At 66.5% G+C, this 17,681-nt stretch carries 18 protein-coding genes; 7 read left to right on the top strand and 11 right to left on the bottom strand.

Features of this window, described 5'->3' with window-relative positions:
• Positions 1–22 precede the first annotated feature (22 nt).
• Positions 23–466 carry a type II secretion system major pseudopilin GspG gene (gene gspG / locus CR917_RS23555; protein ID WP_054916090.1) on the bottom strand — a complete coding sequence of 148 codons (444 nt, stop codon included), beginning with the start codon at positions 464–466 and terminating at the stop codon, positions 23–25.
• Positions 467–605: 139 nt separating this feature from the next.
• Here gspG and gspI point away from each other — a divergent pair, with 139 nt between their 5' ends.
• Positions 606–989, top strand: a complete 384-nt coding sequence (gspI, locus tag CR917_RS23550; protein WP_058541165.1) for a type II secretion system minor pseudopilin GspI — start codon at positions 606–608, stop codon at positions 987–989.
• Here the strand turns inward: gspI and CR917_RS23545 are convergent.
• Positions 976–1,407 carry a type II secretion system protein N gene (locus tag CR917_RS23545; RefSeq protein ID WP_104573030.1) on the bottom strand — a complete coding sequence of 144 codons (432 nt, stop codon included), beginning with the start codon at positions 1,405–1,407 and terminating at the stop codon, positions 976–978. The genes gspI and CR917_RS23545 overlap by 14 nt on opposite strands.
• Positions 1,408–1,525: 118 nt before the next feature.
• Here CR917_RS23545 and CR917_RS23540 point away from each other — a divergent pair, with 118 nt between their 5' ends.
• Together CR917_RS23540 and CR917_RS23535 are read left to right on the top strand one after the other, a co-directional pair.
• Positions 1,526–1,969, top strand: a complete 444-nt coding sequence (locus CR917_RS23540) for a GspH/FimT family pseudopilin (RefSeq protein ID WP_104573029.1) — start codon at positions 1,526–1,528, stop codon at positions 1,967–1,969.
• A complete protein-coding gene (locus tag CR917_RS23535) occupies positions 1,966–2,577 on the top strand; it encodes a type II secretion system protein J (protein WP_043860349.1) in 612 nt (203 codons plus the stop codon). The genes CR917_RS23540 and CR917_RS23535 overlap by 4 nt, the downstream gene beginning before the upstream one ends.
• On the opposite strand, the gene CR917_RS23530 is transcribed toward CR917_RS23535, so the two are convergent.
• From CR917_RS23530 to CR917_RS23520, 3 genes are read right to left on the bottom strand one after another with little or no spacing between them, the layout of a single operon-like run.
• The gene (locus CR917_RS23530; RefSeq protein WP_196932333.1) at positions 2,570–3,481 is read right to left on the bottom strand and encodes a DUF4880 domain-containing protein; all 912 of its coding nucleotides are present in this window, start codon (positions 3,479–3,481) and stop codon (positions 2,570–2,572) included. The genes CR917_RS23535 and CR917_RS23530 overlap by 8 nt on opposite strands.
• A 39-nt stretch (positions 3,482–3,520) precedes the next feature.
• Positions 3,521–4,051, bottom strand: coding sequence for a sigma-70 family RNA polymerase sigma factor (locus tag CR917_RS23525; RefSeq protein ID WP_043860351.1), 531 nt, complete (start codon positions 4,049–4,051; stop codon positions 3,521–3,523).
• Between the two features lie 20 nt (positions 4,052–4,071).
• Positions 4,072–4,701: an STN domain-containing protein gene (locus tag CR917_RS23520; protein WP_229589303.1), complete on the bottom strand. Its 630-nt coding sequence runs from the start codon at positions 4,699–4,701 to the stop codon at positions 4,072–4,074.
• Positions 4,702–4,839: 138 nt separating this feature from the next.
• Here CR917_RS23520 and CR917_RS23515 point away from each other — a divergent pair, with 138 nt between their 5' ends.
• The gene (locus tag CR917_RS23515; RefSeq protein ID WP_054916095.1) at positions 4,840–5,160 is read left to right on the top strand and encodes a hypothetical protein; all 321 of its coding nucleotides are present in this window, start codon (positions 4,840–4,842) and stop codon (positions 5,158–5,160) included.
• Positions 5,161–5,519: 359 nt separating this feature from the next.
• Here CR917_RS23515 and CR917_RS23510 read toward each other — a convergent pair whose 3' ends face one another.
• The gene (locus CR917_RS23510) at positions 5,520–6,818 is read right to left on the bottom strand and encodes an ATP-binding protein (protein WP_054916096.1); all 1,299 of its coding nucleotides are present in this window, start codon (positions 6,816–6,818) and stop codon (positions 5,520–5,522) included.
• Between the two features lie 15 nt (positions 6,819–6,833).
• Positions 6,834–7,535 carry a response regulator transcription factor gene (locus CR917_RS23505; RefSeq protein ID WP_043859689.1) on the bottom strand — a complete coding sequence of 234 codons (702 nt, stop codon included), beginning with the start codon at positions 7,533–7,535 and terminating at the stop codon, positions 6,834–6,836.
• A gap of 155 nt (positions 7,536–7,690) precedes the next feature.
• On the opposite strand from CR917_RS23505, the gene CR917_RS23500 reads away from it, so the two are divergent.
• The 3 genes from CR917_RS23500 to mobA are packed head-to-tail and all read left to right on the top strand — an operon-like array spanning position 7,691 to position 12,648.
• Positions 7,691–8,869 carry an efflux RND transporter periplasmic adaptor subunit gene (locus tag CR917_RS23500; RefSeq protein WP_043859688.1) on the top strand — a complete coding sequence of 393 codons (1,179 nt, stop codon included), beginning with the start codon at positions 7,691–7,693 and terminating at the stop codon, positions 8,867–8,869.
• Positions 8,870–8,880: 11 nt separating this feature from the next.
• On the top strand, positions 8,881–12,009 hold the full coding sequence (locus CR917_RS23495; protein WP_043859687.1) for an efflux RND transporter permease subunit: 3,129 nt from the start codon (positions 8,881–8,883) through the stop codon (positions 12,007–12,009).
• Positions 12,010–12,069: 60 nt separating this feature from the next.
• Positions 12,070–12,648 carry a molybdenum cofactor guanylyltransferase MobA gene (gene mobA, locus CR917_RS23490; RefSeq protein ID WP_043859686.1) on the top strand — a complete coding sequence of 193 codons (579 nt, stop codon included), beginning with the start codon at positions 12,070–12,072 and terminating at the stop codon, positions 12,646–12,648.
• Between the two features lie 63 nt (positions 12,649–12,711).
• On the opposite strand, the gene CR917_RS23485 is transcribed toward mobA, so the two are convergent.
• The 4 genes from CR917_RS23485 to CR917_RS23470 form a co-directional block, all read right to left on the bottom strand.
• A complete protein-coding gene (locus CR917_RS23485) occupies positions 12,712–14,289 on the bottom strand; it encodes a diguanylate cyclase (protein WP_104573213.1) in 1,578 nt (525 codons plus the stop codon).
• A 257-nt stretch (positions 14,290–14,546) separates the two neighbouring features.
• Positions 14,547–16,379: a long-chain-acyl-CoA synthetase gene (locus tag CR917_RS23480; RefSeq protein WP_043859799.1), complete on the bottom strand. Its 1,833-nt coding sequence runs from the start codon at positions 16,377–16,379 to the stop codon at positions 14,547–14,549.
• 139 nt (positions 16,380–16,518) lie between these two features.
• Positions 16,519–17,181, bottom strand: a complete 663-nt coding sequence (locus CR917_RS23475) for an iron-containing redox enzyme family protein (RefSeq protein WP_043859798.1) — start codon at positions 17,179–17,181, stop codon at positions 16,519–16,521.
• Between the two features lie 69 nt (positions 17,182–17,250).
• Positions 17,251–17,649, bottom strand: coding sequence for an ester cyclase (locus CR917_RS23470; RefSeq protein ID WP_043859797.1), 399 nt, complete (start codon positions 17,647–17,649; stop codon positions 17,251–17,253).
• Positions 17,650–17,681 lie beyond the last annotated feature (32 nt).

Raw genomic sequence — 17,681 nt, 5'->3', positions numbered from 1 at the left:
GCGGACGGTCTCATCACGGCGCCTACAGCTGCCAGGAGCCGATATCGGCGTTCACGCCGTCGCCGTCAGGCTCGCCATCGGCGCCCAGCGAGAACACGTCGATCTCGCCGTTGGCACCGGGGTTGAGGTAGTGGTAGGGACGGCCCCAGGGGTCGTTGGGCAGGCGCTCCAGGTAGGCGCGCCAGGTGCCGGGCTTGGCCGAGGCGGGTTTTTCCACCAGTACCTTGAGGCCCTGGGCGGCGCTGGGGTAGCTGCCGTTGTCCAGGCGGTAGAGCTTGAGCGCCTGCATCAGCCCGGCGATGTCCTGGCGGGCGGCGGTGGCACGCGCCTGGTCGGGGCGGTCGAGCACCTTGGGCACCACCATCGCTGCCAGGATCCCGAGGATGACCACCACCACCATGATCTCGATCAGGGTGAAACCGCGTTGGCGACGGGGGGCAGAACGGCGTGGGCAGGTAAGCGACATCTCGGCATTCCTTGGCGGGATTCGGGGGCCGATTGTGGCAAGGGCATATGTCAGTGGTATTGAAAATCCTCGGGAGTTCCGGTCGCCAATCGGTCAGACAGACCCCCTAGGATGCAGCTTTGCCCACACCGAGATGCCCATGCGCAGACGCCGCCCGCAACAGGCCGGTTTTACCCTGATCGAAGTGCTGGTGGCGCTGGCCATCGTGGCCGTGGCGATGGCCGCTGCAGTGCGCGCGGCCGGGCTGATGACCCAGGGCAATGGCCTGCTGCGCGACAAGTCGCTGGCCCTGCTCTCGGCCCAGGCGCGCCTTGCCGAACTGCGCCTGGAAGGCCAGGCAACCCCGGGCCTGCGCCGCTTGGAGTGCGACCAGGGGCGCCTGCGCCTGCGCTGCGAGCAGCAGGTCGACAGCCGCCCCGGTGGGCTGCTGCAGGTGCGCCTGGAGGTGTTCGAGCGTGACCGTGAAGGCCCGCCGCTGGCGCGCCTGGAGAGCTGGCTGGGCCAGGCGCCTAGGGCCGAATGAGGCGCGGCAGCGCAGGGCCTTCGGGCAGTCGGGCGATGCCGATGCGGCTGCGCTCCCCGGCGCGTTCGATCACCAGCGCATCGGCTTCTATGGCCACCAGTTGCCCCCCCTGCGCCAGTTGCTCGCCCACCCGCACGGCCTGTGGCGCGCCGCCGTTGAGCGAGACGATGGCCACTGCACCGGCACTGCCGGCCAGCAGCCCGCTGAGGCTGATGTCGACCTGCGCCGGCAGGTTGGCGAACCACTGCCCGGCGGCGGCCGGGGGTGCCGATAGGGTCTGCTCCATGGCAGCCGGCACCGGTTGGGGGGTGGGCGTCCAGAGCAACGTGGCCCAGGTCGCGAGCCCGGCCAGCGCCGCGAGCAGCGCCGCGCCCTGGACCAGTTGCGGGGCAGCCACGGGTTTGAATGCTAGTGCCATGGGGAACGGTCTCCGTGTGGTTCCTGGCCCGAGCATACGCGCCGATTCTCACGCTTTTGTTTCACACGACGATCATCTTCGCCGTGCACGCTGTCACCAGCCAAGGAGGCATCGCCCCATGCAATGCAGCCATCCACAACAGGGCTTTACCCTGATCGAACTGATGGTGGTGCTGGTGATCGTCGGCATCGCCAGCGCCGCCATCAGCCTGAACATCCGCCCCGACCCGGCCAGGGCGCTGCGCGAAGACGCCGAGCGCCTGGCGCAATTGCTGCTGGTGGCCCAGAGCGAGGTGCAGGCCGATGGCCGCGCCCTGGTCTGGCAGGCCGACCGCGACGGCTACCGTTTTGTGCGGGCCGGCGCGGCGCTGGACGGCGACCCGCTGCTGCGCCCGCGCCCCTGGCAGGCCGCGCCGGTGACGGTGCAGCGCACCCCGCAGCGGGCCGTGCGCATCGACCCGGAATGGATCGGCGAGCCGCTGACCCTGCGCCTGGTCAGCGGCCAGCAGCAGATCGAGGTGCGCCGCGATGCCGCCGGCCGCGTCGAGGTGCACCAGCCATGAGGCGCCACCCGCAAGGCGGGTTCACCCTGATCGAGGTGATGGTGGCGATCCTGTTGATGGCCATCGTCAGCCTGGTGGCCTGGCGCGGGCTGGACAGCGTCAGCCGCGCCGACCGCCACGTCAAGGACAGCACCGAACAGGCCCGCGCCCTGCTGCGGGTGTTCAACCAGCTGGAGCGCGACCTGGCGTTGCGTGCCAGCAGCGAACTGGTCGAGCCGGTGCTGGCGGGCATGGACCCGCCCAGCGAAAAACCGCTGCCTGCGGTGCGGGTGCAGGCCAGCGACGGGCGCCCGGCGCGCCTGGAGCTGATTCGCAGCAGCGCCGCCGACGACGGCCTGATGCGCGTGCGCTGGTGGTTGCAGGGTGGCACGCTGTACCGCGCCGCGGCGCCGGCACGCGATCGCTTCCCGCTACCGGCGCCTGCCGGCCGGGTGGCGGTACTGGAGGATGTGGCTGAATTCAACCTGCGGGTGTGGGAGCCGGGCAAGGGCTGGCGGCACCTGACCGGCGAGGCCCGGGACAATCCGCCGGGGCTCGAGATCGAACTGCTGCGCCAGAGCGCGCAGGGCCCGCAGCGTTACCGCCAGGTACTGGGGCCGCTCAACTGAGCAGCACCACGCCACCGGGCAGTTCGGTGCAGCGTGCGCCGTAGGCGTCGCGGATCAGCTGCGCCACCCCTGGCAGTTGCGCCAGGCTGAAGCGCGCCTGCACCTTGCGTCGTCCCAGGCTGGGGTTGAGCAGCACCAGCATGCCGGGGCGGTAGCGGTTGATTTCGTCGATCACCTGGCTCAGCGGCGCGTCATGGAACACCAGCCGCTGCTCGCGCCAGGCCATTACCTGTTCGGCATCGAACGGCTGCGCGCTGCCGGCGCTGCGGGCGTCGTAACGCAGCTGCTGGCCGGCGGGCACGGGCAAGCTGCGGCCCTGCCAGAGAATCTGCACCTGGCCCTGCAGGCAGGTGACGCACACGGCCGAATCGGTGTGGCGCACATTGAAGCGCCCGGCCTGGGCCGACACCCAGGCCTGCCCGGCCTGCACCTGCACCGGGGCCTGGGCCAGCACCTCGACCTCGCCTTCGAGCAGGGCGATCGCTTCGCCGCTGCGGTTGATGCGGGTCTGGGTGTTGAGCTCCAGCGCGATGCCCTGGGTCAGGTCGATGCGACGCTGCTCGCCAACGCCGGTGTGAAAGTCTGCCGCTGGCGTGCCGAGCCCGTCCACCAGGTTGCTGCGCAGCAGCACGAAGGCTGCCGAGGCCGCCAGCGCGCCACCCAGGAACGCGCGGCGCCCCAGGGTACGCAGGGGCACCACGCGCTCGGCCTGGCGCGCCGCCGGCTCCAGCTGCTGCCACAGCTGGCGGGCCTGCTCGAAGGCCTGGGCGTGCGCCGGGCTCTGTGCGCACCACTGGCGCAGGGCGCGTGCGTCGGCGACGGTGGCGCGCCCGGAGGTAAGCAGCAGCAACCAGTCCTGGGCCTGGCTGTGCAGGCTGGGTTCAGCCGAAGTCTGGGGTGTCATGGTCTGAGGGGCCTGCATCAAAATGGCGCTGTGTATTGTTCAAGACGGTTTTCCCGCACCGGGACCGAACCGCTGGAACACTTTTCTTTCCAGCCGCGTGGCGCAGTAACCCAGTGCGGCCTTGAGCTCCTTCTCGACCATGCGCGTGGAGATGCCGAAGCGCTGGGCGATTTCCAGGTGCGAGGCTTCCTCCAGGCGCGCGGCAATGAAGATACGCCGGCGCCGTGCCGGCAGTTCGTAGAGTGCGCCGAGCAGGCACTGGATTTCCTGCTGGCCGCCGACGATGCGCGCCGGGTCCTGGTCTTCGGCCACCTGCAGCAGGTCTTCGACCTCGGCGCCGGTGAGCAGCCGGGCGTCGGCCTGGCGCCGGTCGGCGGCGATGTTCAGGGCCATGCGGTACAGGTAGGCGTTGGGCTTGTGCAGCGCGTGGGTGGCCTGCATGCGGTCGACCCGCAGGTAGGTTTCCTGGAGCACGTCGCAGGCCAGGTCGTCCGAACCCAGGCGGCGTTTGAGGCGCACCTTGAACTCGTCGTAAGAGGTCAGGAACAACGTGACCAGAGGTGTATTCATACTGCCTAGCCTCCATGCGATTAAGGGCAGTCCATGCGTGTATCGGGCAACAGCAGCAGCGTCACCGGTTGCGCCAGCGCCGAGGGCGGTGGCCGCTCCAGGCGCAGGGCACGCAGGCTTTCGACCAGCGCGCTGTCACGCCGGTGATCGCCGGTGGAGGCCAGCAGGCGGCTCTGGGCCAGCACCCCGCGGGCGTCGATCCATACCTGCACCGCGGCCCGGTAATGGCCTGGGCGTGCCAGCGCGCTGGCACACAGCGCCTGTTCCACGGCGCGTTGCAGCGTGCGCGCATAATTGCCGGCCGCGCCGGCCCCGCCTGTGGCACGCGGGTTAGGCGCGGCTGCCGGCAGTGCCACGCGCTGCACGGTGAAGGCCTCGGCGCCGCTGTAGCGGGCCATCAGCCCGGTGCCTTCGAGCAGCCTGCGCAGGCCGTCGCGGGCGCTGAACGCGCCGCTCAGCGGCATCGAGCGCTGGCGTGCGGTCAGCTCCCGGTCCACCAGTACCGCCATGCCGCTCTGCTGGCCGAAGGCGTGCAGCGCCTCGTCCAGTGGCTGGGCCGGTATGTCGAAACGGATCGGGCCTGCGCCGTGCACCGGCATCGCCAGCACGGCCAACAGCAGCACGGCGATTCTGGCAAGGCAGTGGCGCAAACCGGTGTCTCCCCCGAAAGTCGCCATCGTGGGGCCTGTGTATGAATCTGATGTGACAGCGGTAGGCAAAAAACCTTAACGATGTGGGAAGTCGCCTGGGGCTAGACTGGGGGAAACCGCTTCAGGGAGGGCATGGACATGGGCTGTCGAATCGCGGGGTTGTGGCTGGTTGCCGGTCTGCTGAGTGGCCTGTCGAGTGGCGTGGTGCAGGCGGGTCAGGACGAGGGTTGCATCGACGTGCAGGTGGGCCAGGCGCGGGCGCTGGCGTACGACTGCCTGACGCGCCAGTTGCAGAACGGCAACGGGCAGCGCGCGGCGCAGGCCAACCGCAAGGCGATGGAGGTGGATGTGAGCCGGCGCGCGCCGAACCAGCTGGGGTTGTTCAACCAGTCGGCCACGGGGCAGCGCATGGGCAATGCGTTCGGGGTGTCGGTGCGGCCGCAGCGGCCGGGGCCGTGATCGGCGCAGTTGCATTCCTGCAGGCCATGGTTCGTTGCAACCAATGTAGGAGCCGGCGTTGCCGGCGAAGCGCCGCGCGGGCGGCGCTCGGTTTTGGGAGCACCGGTGGATTCAAGACAGGCACCTTCCAGCCCGAATGAATTTCAAGGCTGATGATTGAAGGGGTGAGCGAGAAAACCAGCCAGCAATGGCGGTGGACGACTAGTGCCAACCGATGCCCTTGCAGCGCTCTCAGGATCGAGCGCCGCAAGCGCGGCGCTTCGCCGGCAAGGCCGGCTCCTACACGGGGCGGTATTGCCAGCCTCGGTGTGTTCGACACCCGATTGCAGTGAATCCACCTGACATCAGACTTGTCGCCCCTACCGCCCCCGCGGCAAGCAGATGCGAAACTGCGCCCCCCCCAACGCCGACTGCCCCACCGTCAGGGTGCCACCCTGCCCCTCGATCACCCGACGGCTGATCGCCAACCCCAGGCCAAACCCGCCCGTGGCACGGTCCCGACTGCGATCCAGGCGGTAGAACGGCTGGAAGATGCGCTCGCGCTCCTCCTGCGGAATGCCAATGCCGTCATCCTCGACGGTCAGCACGCACGCGCCCTTGGCATCCACGCTCAGGCGCAGCAGGATGCGCTGCCCGCAATAACGCATGGCGTTGCGGATCAGGTTCTGCACCGCCCGCGCCGTCAACCGCGGGTCCAGCACAAAGCGCGGCAGATCCGGCTCGGCACGCACCTCCAGGCTCACCCCGCGCCCATCCAGCTCTTCGGCATAGCTGCCCAGGATGCTGTCGACGAACTCGGGCAGCGCCACCTCCACCCGCTCGCCACCCTGGCCATTCTGCAAGCGGTTGTACGACAGCAGCTCAAGCACAAGCGCATCCAGCTCGCGCACGTGCCCCACCAGTTCCAGCAGGCGCTTGCGACTGGCCGGGGGCATTTCGTCGTACAGCAGCACCAGGCCGAAATCCAGGCGGGTCAGCGGCGTGCGCAGCTCATGCGACACCGCATTGAGCAACTCGCGCTGCTGGGTCAGCAGGCATTCGATATCCGCCGCCATGGTGTCGAACACCTTGGCCAACGCGCCGATGTTCGAGCGTGGCGAGATCAGCGTGCGCTCCGCCAGGTTGCCTTCGCCCAGGCGCTGCGCCGTGGCCTTGAGCCGCTGCAGGTCACGCCAGTGCGGGCGCACCCAGAACAGCAGGCAGCCCAGCAGCGCCGCACCGATCAGCACGGTGATGCCCCACGACAGCAGGTAGATGTCCGCCGGGTCCGGCGGGTTGCGCAGCACCACCATCCACTCGCTGTCCAGCGGCGCCAGGGCGGTTTCGTAATAGCCCCACTCCCCCAGGCGCACCACGTACTGGCCGGCCTGCAGGTGCGCCTGCTCCTCGGCGTTCAGGTCCAGGTCGGCGCGCCGGCGCAGCTCGATGCTGAGGGGGGCGAAATCGGTATTCAGCGCCTCGGCCACCTGGGGCCAGCTGTCGCGGTGCTTGAGGTGGAACTGGTTGACGATCAGGCGCTGCACGCCCCGCGCCTGGTCCTGGTTGTAGGCGATGTAGCGGTCATGGAACACATGCAGGATGAGTTCGGGGATCAGGAAGATCGACCCGGCATACGCGACGATGGTCACCAGATACAGGCGTACCAGAATTTTCAGCATGGCCGTGGCCGCTCCTCAGAATTCCCACTCGACTCGGCTGAACAGGTAGCCCTTGCCCCACACCGTCTTGATCTTGCGCGCCTCGCCGGCGCTGTCGTCGAACTTGCGCCGCAGCTTGGATATGGCCACGTCCACCGAGCGGTCGGTGCCGTTGAACTCGATGCCGCGCAACTGCTGCAGGATGCAGTCGCGGCTGAGCACGCTGCCGGCATTGCGCGCCAGCACCACCAGCAGGTTGAACTCGCCGCTGGACAACTCCACCGTCTGGTCGCGCCACAGCACGGTGCGTTCGGCCAGGTCGATGCGCAGCCCGCCGATCACGATCAGGTCGCTCTCGAGATGCGGCTCGTTGATGCTGCTGCGCCGCAGCAGGGTACGCACCCGCGCCAGCAGCACGCGCGGCTCGCACGGCTTGCTGACATAGTCGTCGGCGCCCATCTCCAGGCCCAGCACCTGGTCGTGGCTGTCGTCGCGGGCGGTGAGCATGAGGATCGGCAGCAGCAGCGATTCGGCGCGCAGCTGCCGGCACACCTGCAGGCCGTCCAGGCCCGGCAGCATCAGGTCGAGGATCACCAGGTCGGGTTTGCTGCGCCGCGCCTCTTCCAGCACGTGGTCCCCCCGCGCAATCACGCTGACGCTGAAACCATTGCGTTGCAGGTAGCTGGCGATCAGTTCGCTCAGGGCGCAGTCGTCTTCGACCAGAAGGATAGTGGGCATGGGTAGTTTGAAAGGCCGGGAAAGTCAGGCAGGATATAGCGCTTATTCGCAGGTCGCGAAATTCTTCACACTTTTTCACACTCGCCCTACATAGCTTAACAACTGCCTGTAGCGCGGCTGCCTTAGCATTGCCGGGTCATTTATGGAAGATCCGCATGCCCAGTTCAAGCCCCGTCCGTCTGCGTACCCTGGCGCCCCTGTTGCTGCTGAGCCTGGCCCTGGCCGGCTGCGACAGCAAGCCGCCCGCCGAAGAACAAGCCCCCAAGCCCGCCGTCAGCGTCGAAACCGTGCGCGAGCAACCCCTGGCCATCAGCACCGAGCTGTCGGGGCGCATCCTGGCGCCACGCATCGCCGAGGTGCGCGCGCGGGTGGCCGGGGTGGTGCTCAAGCGGGTGTACCGTGAGGGCAGCGACGTGAAACAGGGCGACGTGCTGTTTCGCATCGACCCGGCACCATTCAAGGCCGACTACGACAGCGCCCGCGCCAACCTGGCCAAGGCCGAGGCCACGCGCTTTCAGGCGCGCCTGCAGGACCAGCGCTACGCCGAGCTGATTTCGATCGACGCGATCAGCCGCCAGGAGCACGACAACGCGCGCGCCGCCGCCATGCAGGCCGACGCCGAAGTGGCAGCGGCCAAGGCCGCGCTCGAGCGTGCGCGCCTGAACCTGGGCTATGCCACCGTGACCGCGCCGATTTCCGGGCGCGTGGGCCGTGCCCTGGTGACCGAGGGCGCGCTGGTGGGGCAGAACGAATCGACCCCGCTGGCGATCATTCAGCAGCTCGACCCGATCCATGCCGACCTGACCCAGTCGACCCGCGAGATCAACGCCCTGCGCCGTGCCCTGCGTGCCGGCGAGCTCAAGCAGGTGGGCCAGGACCAGGCCCGCGCCACGCTGATCCAGGATGACGGCACCCCTTACCCGCTGGCGGGCAAGCTGCTGTTCTCCGACATCAGCGTGGACCCGAGCACCGGCCAGATCACCCTGCGCAGCGAGTTCCCCAACCCCGACCTGGACCTGCTGCCCGGCAGCTTCATCCGCGTGCGCCTGGAACAGGCGGTGCAGCCCAAGGGCATCAGCGTGCCGCAGCAGGCCATCCTGCGTGACAGCGCGGGCCTGCCGCGGGTGCTGCTGGTGGACGCCGAGCAGCGCGTGAGCGAGCGCGCCGTGGTGCTGGGCAGCGTGCAGCAGGACCGCTGGATCGTCACCGAGGGCCTGGCCCCGGGCGATCGCATCGTCACCGAAGGCCTGCAGCACGTGAAGGTGGGTGACCAGGTGAGCGTGACCCCCGCCACCGACACGGCTGCCCCCATCGCCCAGACCACCGCCCAGTGAGGCCCTGATCCATGCCGCAGTTCTTTATTGACCGCCCGGTGTTCGCCTGGGTGGTCGCGCTGTTCATCCTGCTCGGCGGTGCGCTGGCCATCCCGCAGTTGCCGGTGGCCCAGTACCCCAACGTGGCGCCGCCACAGATCGAGGTGTACGCGGTATACCCCGGTGCCTCGGCGCAGACCATGGACGAGAGCGTGGTCAGCCTGATCGAGCAGGAGCTCAACGGCGCCGATCACCTGCTGTACTTCCAGTCCACCAGCAGCCTGGGCAGCGCCACGGTAACGGCGACCTTCCAGCCGGGCACCAACCCGGAACTGGCCCAGGTCGATGTGCAGAACCGCCTGAAGATCGTCGAGTCGCGCCTGCCGCGGGCGGTGACCCAGCAGGGCCTGCAGGTGGAGAAGATCTCCACCGGGTTCCTGATGCTGGTGACCCTGACCGCCGACGATGACCGCCTAGACGAAACCGCGCTGAGCGACTTTCTGGCGCGCAACGTGATGAACGAGGTGCGCCGCGTACCGGGTGTGGGCAAGGCGCAGCTCTATGGCTCGGAACGCGCCATGCGTATCTGGCTCGACCCGCAGAAGCTGATCGGCTTCAACCTCACCCCCGAGGATGTGAACCTTGCGATTGCCGCGCAGAACGCCCAGGTGGCCCCTGGCAGCATCGGCGACCTGCCCGGCAGCCCGACCCAGGAAATCACTGCCAACGTGCTGATCAAGGGCCAGCTGTCGACGCCCCAGGAGTTCGCCGACATCGTGCTGCGTGCCAACCCGGATGGCTCGCGGGTCACCGTGGGTGATGTGGCGCGGGTCGAGATCGGCGCCCAGGAGTACCAGTACGGCACGCGCCTGAACGGCAAGCCGTCCACCGCCTTCAGCGTGCAGCTGGCGCCCGGTGCCAACGCCATGCAGACCGCGACCCTGGTCAAGGCCAAGATGGACGAGCTGTCGCGCTACTTCCCGCCCGGGGCGGTGTACGACATCCCGTATGACACCTCGCCGTTCGTCAAGGTGTCGATCGAACAGGTGATCAACACCCTGATCGAGGCCATGGTGCTGGTGTTCCTGGTGATGTTCCTGTTCCTGCAGAACATCCGCTACACGCTGATCCCGACCCTCGTGGTGCCGGTGGCGCTGATGGGCACCTTCGCGGTGATGCTGACGCTGGGCTTCTCGATCAACGTGCTGACCCTGTTCGGCATGGTGCTGGCCATCGGCATCCTGGTGGACGACGCCATCGTGGTGGTGGAGAACGTCGAGCGGATCATGGCCGAGGAAGGCCTGCCGCCCAAGCAAGCCACGCGCAAGGCCATGCAGCAGATCAGCGGCGCCATCGTCGGCATCACCGTGGTGCTGGTGGCGGTGTTCGTGCCGATGGCGTTCATGCAGGGCTCGGTGGGGGTGATCTACCAGCAGTTCTCGGCGTCGATGGCGGTATCGATCCTGTTCTCGGCGTTCCTTGCCCTGAGCCTGACCCCGGCGTTGTGCGCCACCCTGCTCAAGCCGATCGCCAAGGGCGAACACCACGTCAAGCGCGGTTTCTTCGGCTGGTTCAACCGCAAGTTCGAAGGCATGAGCAACGGCTACCAGCGCTGGGTGATGCACGCGATCCAGCGCAGCGGCCGCTACCTGGTGGTGTATGGCCTGCTGCTGGTGGCGCTGGGCTGGACCTTCAGCCAGCTGCCCTCCTCGTTCCTGCCTACCGAAGACCAAGGCTACACCATCACCGACGTGCAGCTGCCGCCCGGCGCCAGCCGCAACCGTACCGTGCAGGTGGCCGAGCAGATCGAGGCGCACAGCGCAGGCGAACCTGGCGTGGGCAACACCACGGTGATCCTGGGCTTCAGTTTCTCGGGCAGCGGGCAGAACGCGGCGCTGGTGTTCACCACGCTCAAGGACTGGTCCGAGCGCACCGCCAAGGACAGCGCCGAGGCCATCGCCGAGCGCGCCAACATCGCCTTCAGCCAGTTCAAGAACGCGGTGGCCTATGCGGTGCTGCCGCCCTCGGTGGATGGCCTGGGCACCTCGACCGGTTTCGAGTTCCGCCTGCAGGACCGTGCCGGCGTGGGCCATGCCGGGCTGATGGCGGCGCGTGACCAGTTGCTGGCCGAGGCCGCGAAAAGCCCGGTGCTGGCCAACGTGCGCGAGAGCGCCCTGGCCGAAAGCCCGCAGGTGCAGTTGCTGATCGACCGCAAGCAGGCCAACGCGCTGGGCGTGTCGTTCGACGACATCGGCACGGTGCTCAACACGGCCATCGGCTCGACCTACGTCAACGACTTCCCCAACCAGGGCCGCATGCAGCGGGTGGTGGTGCAGGCCGAGGGCGACCAGCGCAGCCAGGTCGAGGACCTGCTCAAGATCCACGTGCGCAACACCAGCGGCAAGATGGTGCCGTTGTCGGCCTTCGCCCAGGCGCAGTGGGTATCGGGGCCGGTGCAACTGACCCGCTACAACGGCTACCCGGCCATTGCCGTGTCGGGCGAGCCGGCACCGGGCTACAGCTCGGGCGCGGCGATGGCCGAGGTGCAGCGCCTGGTCGATGCCCTGCCGCTGGGCTTTGGCCTGGAATGGACCGGGCTGTCGCTGCAGGAGCAGTTGTCCGGGGCGCAGGCACCGATGCTGATGGCGCTGTCGCTGCTGGTGGTGTTCCTGTGCCTGGCGGCGCTGTACGAAAGCTGGTCGATCCCTACCTCGGTGCTGCTGGTGGTGCCGCTGGGCGTGCTCGGTGCGGTGCTGGCGGTGACCCTGCGCGACATGCCCAACGATGTGTTCTTCAAGGTCGGCCTGATCACCCTGATCGGCCTGTCGGCGAAGAACGCGATCCTGATCATCGAGTTCGCCAAGAGCCTGGTGGACGAAGGGCATGACCTGGTCGAGGCCACCGTACAGGCCGCGCGCCTGCGCCTGCGGCCCATCGTGATGACCTCGCTGGCGTTCATCCTGGGCGTGGTGCCGCTGGCGATTGCCACCGGCGCCAGCTCGGCGAGTCAGCAGGCCATCGGCACCGGGGTGATCGGCGGCATGCTCAGCGCCACGCTGGCGATCGTGTTCGTGCCGGTGTTCTTCGTGGTGGTGATGCGCGTGACCGGCTGGCGCCGGCGTGACGCCCAGGCCGACACTGCGGTGGTCGAACAAAGCTGATGGACAGCCGCGCGGCGGTCATGGGATGGTGCTAGCCCGCTTATGGACTGGAACCCTGCAATGACCGCCGCCGTACTTCCCCCCTGCTCCATTCTTTTGCTGGCCGGCGGCCGTGGCCAGCGCATGGGCGGGCAGGACAAGGGCCTGCTGTCCTGGCAGGGCCGCCCGCTGATCGCGCACGTGCACGCCGTTGTACGTGACCTGAGCGATGACCTGATCCTTTCCTGCAATCGCAACCAGCACGCCTATCGGGCGTTTGCCGACCAGTTGGTGGGCGATGCCGAGCCTGGGTTTCCCGGGCCGCTGGCCGGGGTGCTGGCCGGGCTCGCGGTGGCGCGGCATGCCTGGCTGGTGGTGCTGGCGTGTGATGCACCGCTGATCGAGCGCGGGTTGCTCGAGCAGCTGCTGAGCGTGGCGGTGACCGGGGACTGCGCGGCGATGGTGCGCCAGGGCCAGCAGTGGCAGCCGATGTTCTGCGTGATCCCGGTGCGCCAGCAGGCGAGCTTGCAGGCGGCATGGCAGGCCGGTGAGCGCAGCCTGCTGCGGGCGTTGCTGGAGCATCCGTTGCAGGCAGTGGAGTGTGCAGAGGAGGACCGGCGCCTGAGCAACTTCAATACGCCGCAGTGGTTGGGGCAATAAGGCTTTTTGTGTCGTCTGTGAGGGCCTCTTCGCGGGCCAAGCCCGCTCCTACAGAGGCTTGCTCTACCCCTGTGGGAGCGGGCTTGACCCGCGATGGGCGGCACCGCCCCCCTCGAACACCACACACCGATTACGCCCCGCCGCCTTGGCCGCATACAGCGCCTGATCGGCCGCCGCCACCAGCGTCAGGGGCGTTTCGCCCTGCCCCGCCATGCCTGCCACGCCGATACTCACCGACACCCGCCCGAACGGGCTGCCAGCATGCACGATGTTCAGCTCGGCCAACCGCGCCAGCACCGTCTCGGCCACCACTACCGCGCCCGCCACCTCGGTATTGGGCAGCACCATCGCCAGCTCTTCCCCGCCATAACGCGCCACCACATCCGTCGGGCGGCGCACGCACTCGCGCAGCAAGGCGCTCACCGCCTTGAGGCATTCATCACCGCCAATGTGCCCGTAGGCGTCATTGAAGCGTTTGAAATGATCGATATCGATCAGCAGCAACGCCAGCGGCTGGGCCTCGCGCTGGGCACGCCGAACTTCGCTGGCCAGCACCTCGTCGAAACGCCGGCGGTTGGCCAGCCCGGTGAGCGTGTCGTGGGTGGCCAGCACCGCCAGCTGCCGGTTGGTGGCCAGCAGTTCTTCGCGCGCCACCAGCAGCTGCGCATCCATCTCGGCACGATGGCGCATGTCACGGATCAGCAGCCGGCCAATCACCGCGATCACCCCCTGCAACGCCAGCACCAGCCCCACCGTCAGCCACGCTTCCATGCGCCAGGCGTCCAGGGCCTCGCGCTTGCCGATGGCCACGGTGGTCACCAGTGGCAGGTGCTCGTTCTTGCGAAACGCATACAGGCGCTCCACCCCATCCAGGCTCGAGGCAAACGAAGCCGTGCCCACCGAGTTTTCCACCAGGTAACGGGTGTAGATCGGCGACCGGGAAAAGTCGCGGCCCATGTCCTGCTCGCGAAACGGGTAGCGCACCAGGATGCGCCCACTGGTGTAGGTGAGCGCGATCGCACCGTCCTTGCCCACGTCGATCTTGCCGAACAGGCGCAGAAAGTTCTCCACCCCCAGGGTCACCGCGATCACCCCGGCGAACTGCCCCCCGGGCTGCTCGAAACGCCGGCTGACGGTGATCACCCAGTCCTGGGTGGAGCGGCTGCGGATCGGCGGGCCGATGAACACCTCGCGGGACGGGTTGTCGCGATGGTGGATGAAGAACTCGCGGTCGGCGCTGTTCGCACCGTCCGGAATCGGGCCGTTGGTCGACATCAGCCATTCGCCCGTCGGGCCATAGATGGTCAGCCCATGCAGTTGCGTCAGCAGTTCGTTCTGCTCCTCCACCAGCCCGGCCAGGCGCGCCAGTTGCTGCGGCCCGCCGCCATCGACTTCGAGCCGCTCGCTCAGGCCCAGCAGCATCATCGAACTCTGGCGGATGATGCCCTCAGCATAGGTGTCCAGTGCCTGGGTCAGGTTGAGGCTGTGTACCTGAACCTCGTTCAGCGCGCGCTGACGTGCAGCCCATATCTTCCAGGCCGTCAGCGATGCCAGCGATACGCAGATCACCAGCAACAGCAGCACGGCCAGGCGCACGTCACGCTTGTGCGGCAGCGGCACCGGCAGTAAGGGGGTCGACATCATGAAACGCTCCTGCGATGCCACAACTGAAGGCATCCTGCCATCAGCTGTACTCCGGAATGCCCTGTACCGCAAGGGGCAGAGCATCAGGCGCGCAATCAAGCGGTGGGGGTCACGACGGGCTGCTGCAGAATCCGGCAGGCAGAAGTTGCAGGGCAGTGAAGCTGAAAGTGGGACGCAAGGCCGCCCGCTCCAGTGAGCAGCCTTGCGCATGCATGCAGGCAGGCCTTGCGGTGCGCCGCTGGCGCGGTTGCCCTTCAGTAGCGGAACTTGCCGCCATGAATGTCCTGCAGCACCTGATCGGTCACCCGCACGTAGGTTTCGGTGCCCGGCAGCCAGGCATACACCGGGTCTTCGCCGGTCTGGCTGGGGTCGAAGGCTTCGCTTCTGAGCTTGGTCTTCTGGTACTTGAAGGTGCCGGTGGTTTCCATGCAGGTCTTGACGCGCAGGAACATCGGCACCGCGTAGTGAGGCATCTGGCTCTTGACGAAGCGCAGCAGGTCGCAGAAATCCAGCTGCTCCAGCGGCGCCGACGGGGTGATGGCGGCCATCCCGGCGCGACCGTTGGTGTTCTTGATTTCCACCCCGTAGGCCACGGCTTCGGCAATGTGGGGGTGCTGCACCATGATGTTCTCGACTTCGGTGGTGGAGACGTTCTCGCCCTTCCAGCGGAAGGTGTCCCCCAGGCGGTCGACGAACTGGGCATGGCCAAAGCCGATATCGCGAATCAGGTCGCCGCTGTTGAAGTAGCGGTCGCCCTTTTCGAACACGTCGTAGAGCACCACCTTCTTGCTCTTCTCCGGGTCGGTGTAGCCATCGAACGGGGCGTCGTCGTCGATCTTGGCCAGCAACAGGCCCTGACCGCCCTTGCCGACCTTCTGCATGAATCCGTCGGCGTTGCGCCGTGGTTCGCCGGTGTCGTGTTCGTACTCCACCAGCGACCAGGCGTTGATGGCAAAGCCGATGGTGTTCTCGAAATTGAGGATGTTGGTAAAGCCGATGTTGCCGTCACTGGCGGCGTAGAACTCGCAGACCCGCTCGATGTTGAAGCGTTTCTTGAAGTCGAGCCACACGCCCGGACGCAGGCCGTTGCCGATCATCTTCACCACCGGGTTGTCGCCATCGTTGCCGGCCGCAGGCTGATCGATCAGGTAGCGGCACAGTTCACCGACGTAGCAGATGGTGGTGGCCTTGAATTTTCGCGTGTCTTCCCAGAACTGGCTGGCGCTGAACTTGCGGCGGATGGCGAAGCCCGAGGCACCGGCCAATGCCGAACCCCAGCTCACGCACAGGCCGGTGCCGTGATACAGCGGCAAGGTGCAATAGACGATGTCATCGGGGCGCATGTCCAGGGCGATCATGCCGAAGCTGCCGTAGACCTTCATCCAGCGCCCATGCTTGAACACCCCGGCCTTGGGCAGGCCGGTGGTACCGGAGGTGTAGATGTAGAAGCAGGCGTCGTCGAGGTAGACCTGCTGGGTAGTCGCCGGATTGGCCGTAGCGTGCCCCTGACTGGCAAGGGTCAGGTTGACGTAGCCCTCGGGGGCGGTGCCGGCATCGCGCGTGGTGTCGGTGTCGGCCAGGAAAAAGGTGCGCTGCCTGTCGATGGCCACCTCGTCGCGCACCGCCTCGAACGATGGCACCAGCTCCTGGCCGACGATGATCGCCGACGGGTTGACCAGGCCCAGGCTGTGGATCAGCACGTTGTTGGTCTGCGAGGTGTTGAGCATGGCGCAGATGCCGCCGATCTTGCTCACGGCCAGTACGCTGACCAGCAATTCGGGGCGGTTCTCGATGAAGATGCCTACCACATCGCCTTTTTTCAGGCCACGGGCCAGCAGGTAGTGGGCGAAACGGTTGGCCCACTGGTTGACCTGTTCGTAACTGAAGCGCGTGTCCTTGTAGAGCAGCGCCGGCCCTTGAGGGTTGCGCGCAACCGCCTGTTCGAAGGCCCAACCCAGGCCACAGGGCTGATCGGCCTTGAGTTTGGAAACCTTGAGGCCCCTGACGAGCCGAGGAATGGCCCGAGTGATCGAGGGAATTTTGCGCAGCATCATGCCCCAGGTAATCATGTCGCTATTACTACTCATGGCACCTCCTGGTGGATTGACCGTGGCCGCCAGGCGGTTCGACAAACGCCATGACCAGCCAATCGTTTTTATTGTTGTGCACGCCATGTGAAAAAGTCCTCGCGCAGCGGGGTGCGCGAGGACGCCTGGTGCCGAACAATCAGAACTCGTCGGCGACCGACTCGAGGATCTTGCCCATCAGGTAGACCGTGGTGCGGGCCACTTGCTTGACCGCCTCTTTTTCTTCATCGGTCACGACCCAGCGGTCGATGGCGGCGTTGACCTGCTCGGAGTGCTTCTCGTCGATGATCGCGTGGGCGACGAAGAAGGTCAGTTGCTGATCGGTCAGCTTGAGATGGTTCTTGCACACGTCCATCAGGGGTTCGAGGTGCTCATAGCAGTCCTCGGCCCAGAAGCTGTAGCCCAGGCGCGGAATGATGCCGCGGCATACGGAAACGAAGTCCAGGTAGCCGTAGAACGCCTCGGTGGCCGGCAGCATCGGTTTCTCGAACTCCGACGGGTCCACGCCAATGGCGATCAGGTCGTTGTACGCCATGTTTTCGTGGCCCAGCTCTTCCAGCGCATGCTTCATCGCGAAACGCAGCAGGCCGACCTTCTTGTGGTCCTGGTTCCAGCACGCCACCGCCTGGTTGATCGCGTTGTTCTTGGTGTAGTGGTACACCTGGACAATCGACTTGATGTACAGCTCACGCTGCAGTTCGGGACGCTTCATCATCTGGAAGAAACGGCCGGCCTTGATCTTTTCCCATTCGGCGTCACAGATGGCTTTGAGCTCTTTGCGAAACGCGGTCACTTCAGTCATTTCACTCTCTTCCTTGGCGTGTTGATAAATCGTTCATGACACGTGTTATACGGTCAGGCGAATACGGCGTTACAGGCGCAGCACGGACTTGATGATGTAGATGAACTTGGAAAAGAAGCCCAGGCCTTCGATAGTGTCCCAGTGTTCCATCAGCACACCATTTTCAACACGGTAGATATCGATCACCTTGTAGTTCACCGTGAAGAACCTGTGCTTGGCCCAGTGCTTGGCATACAGGAAGACATAATCGCCTTCGGCGCAGACCCGCTCGATACTGGTACCCGACTCGGGGAACGTTTTGAAGAACTGCGTGAAGTAGGTCTTGAAGCCTTCGCGGCGCGGGGGAATGAACACGTTGTTGTGCTGCACGTAGTCCTCGGCAATCAAGGTATCGGCAACCGCCAGTTCACGCTGACCAAACATGCGCTCGTAAAACTCGATGACCACTTCTTTGTTCCTGGCTTCCATCTTGGATCAACCTCAATGTTGTCGTTATTGTG

This window comes from Pseudomonas sp. BRM28 (genome assembly GCF_002939405.1).
Classification (GTDB): Bacteria; Pseudomonadota; Gammaproteobacteria; order Pseudomonadales; family Pseudomonadaceae; genus Aquipseudomonas; species Aquipseudomonas palmensis.
Note: the sequence above shows the minus strand (reverse complement) of the source record. Positions and strands in the feature narration are given on the sequence as shown.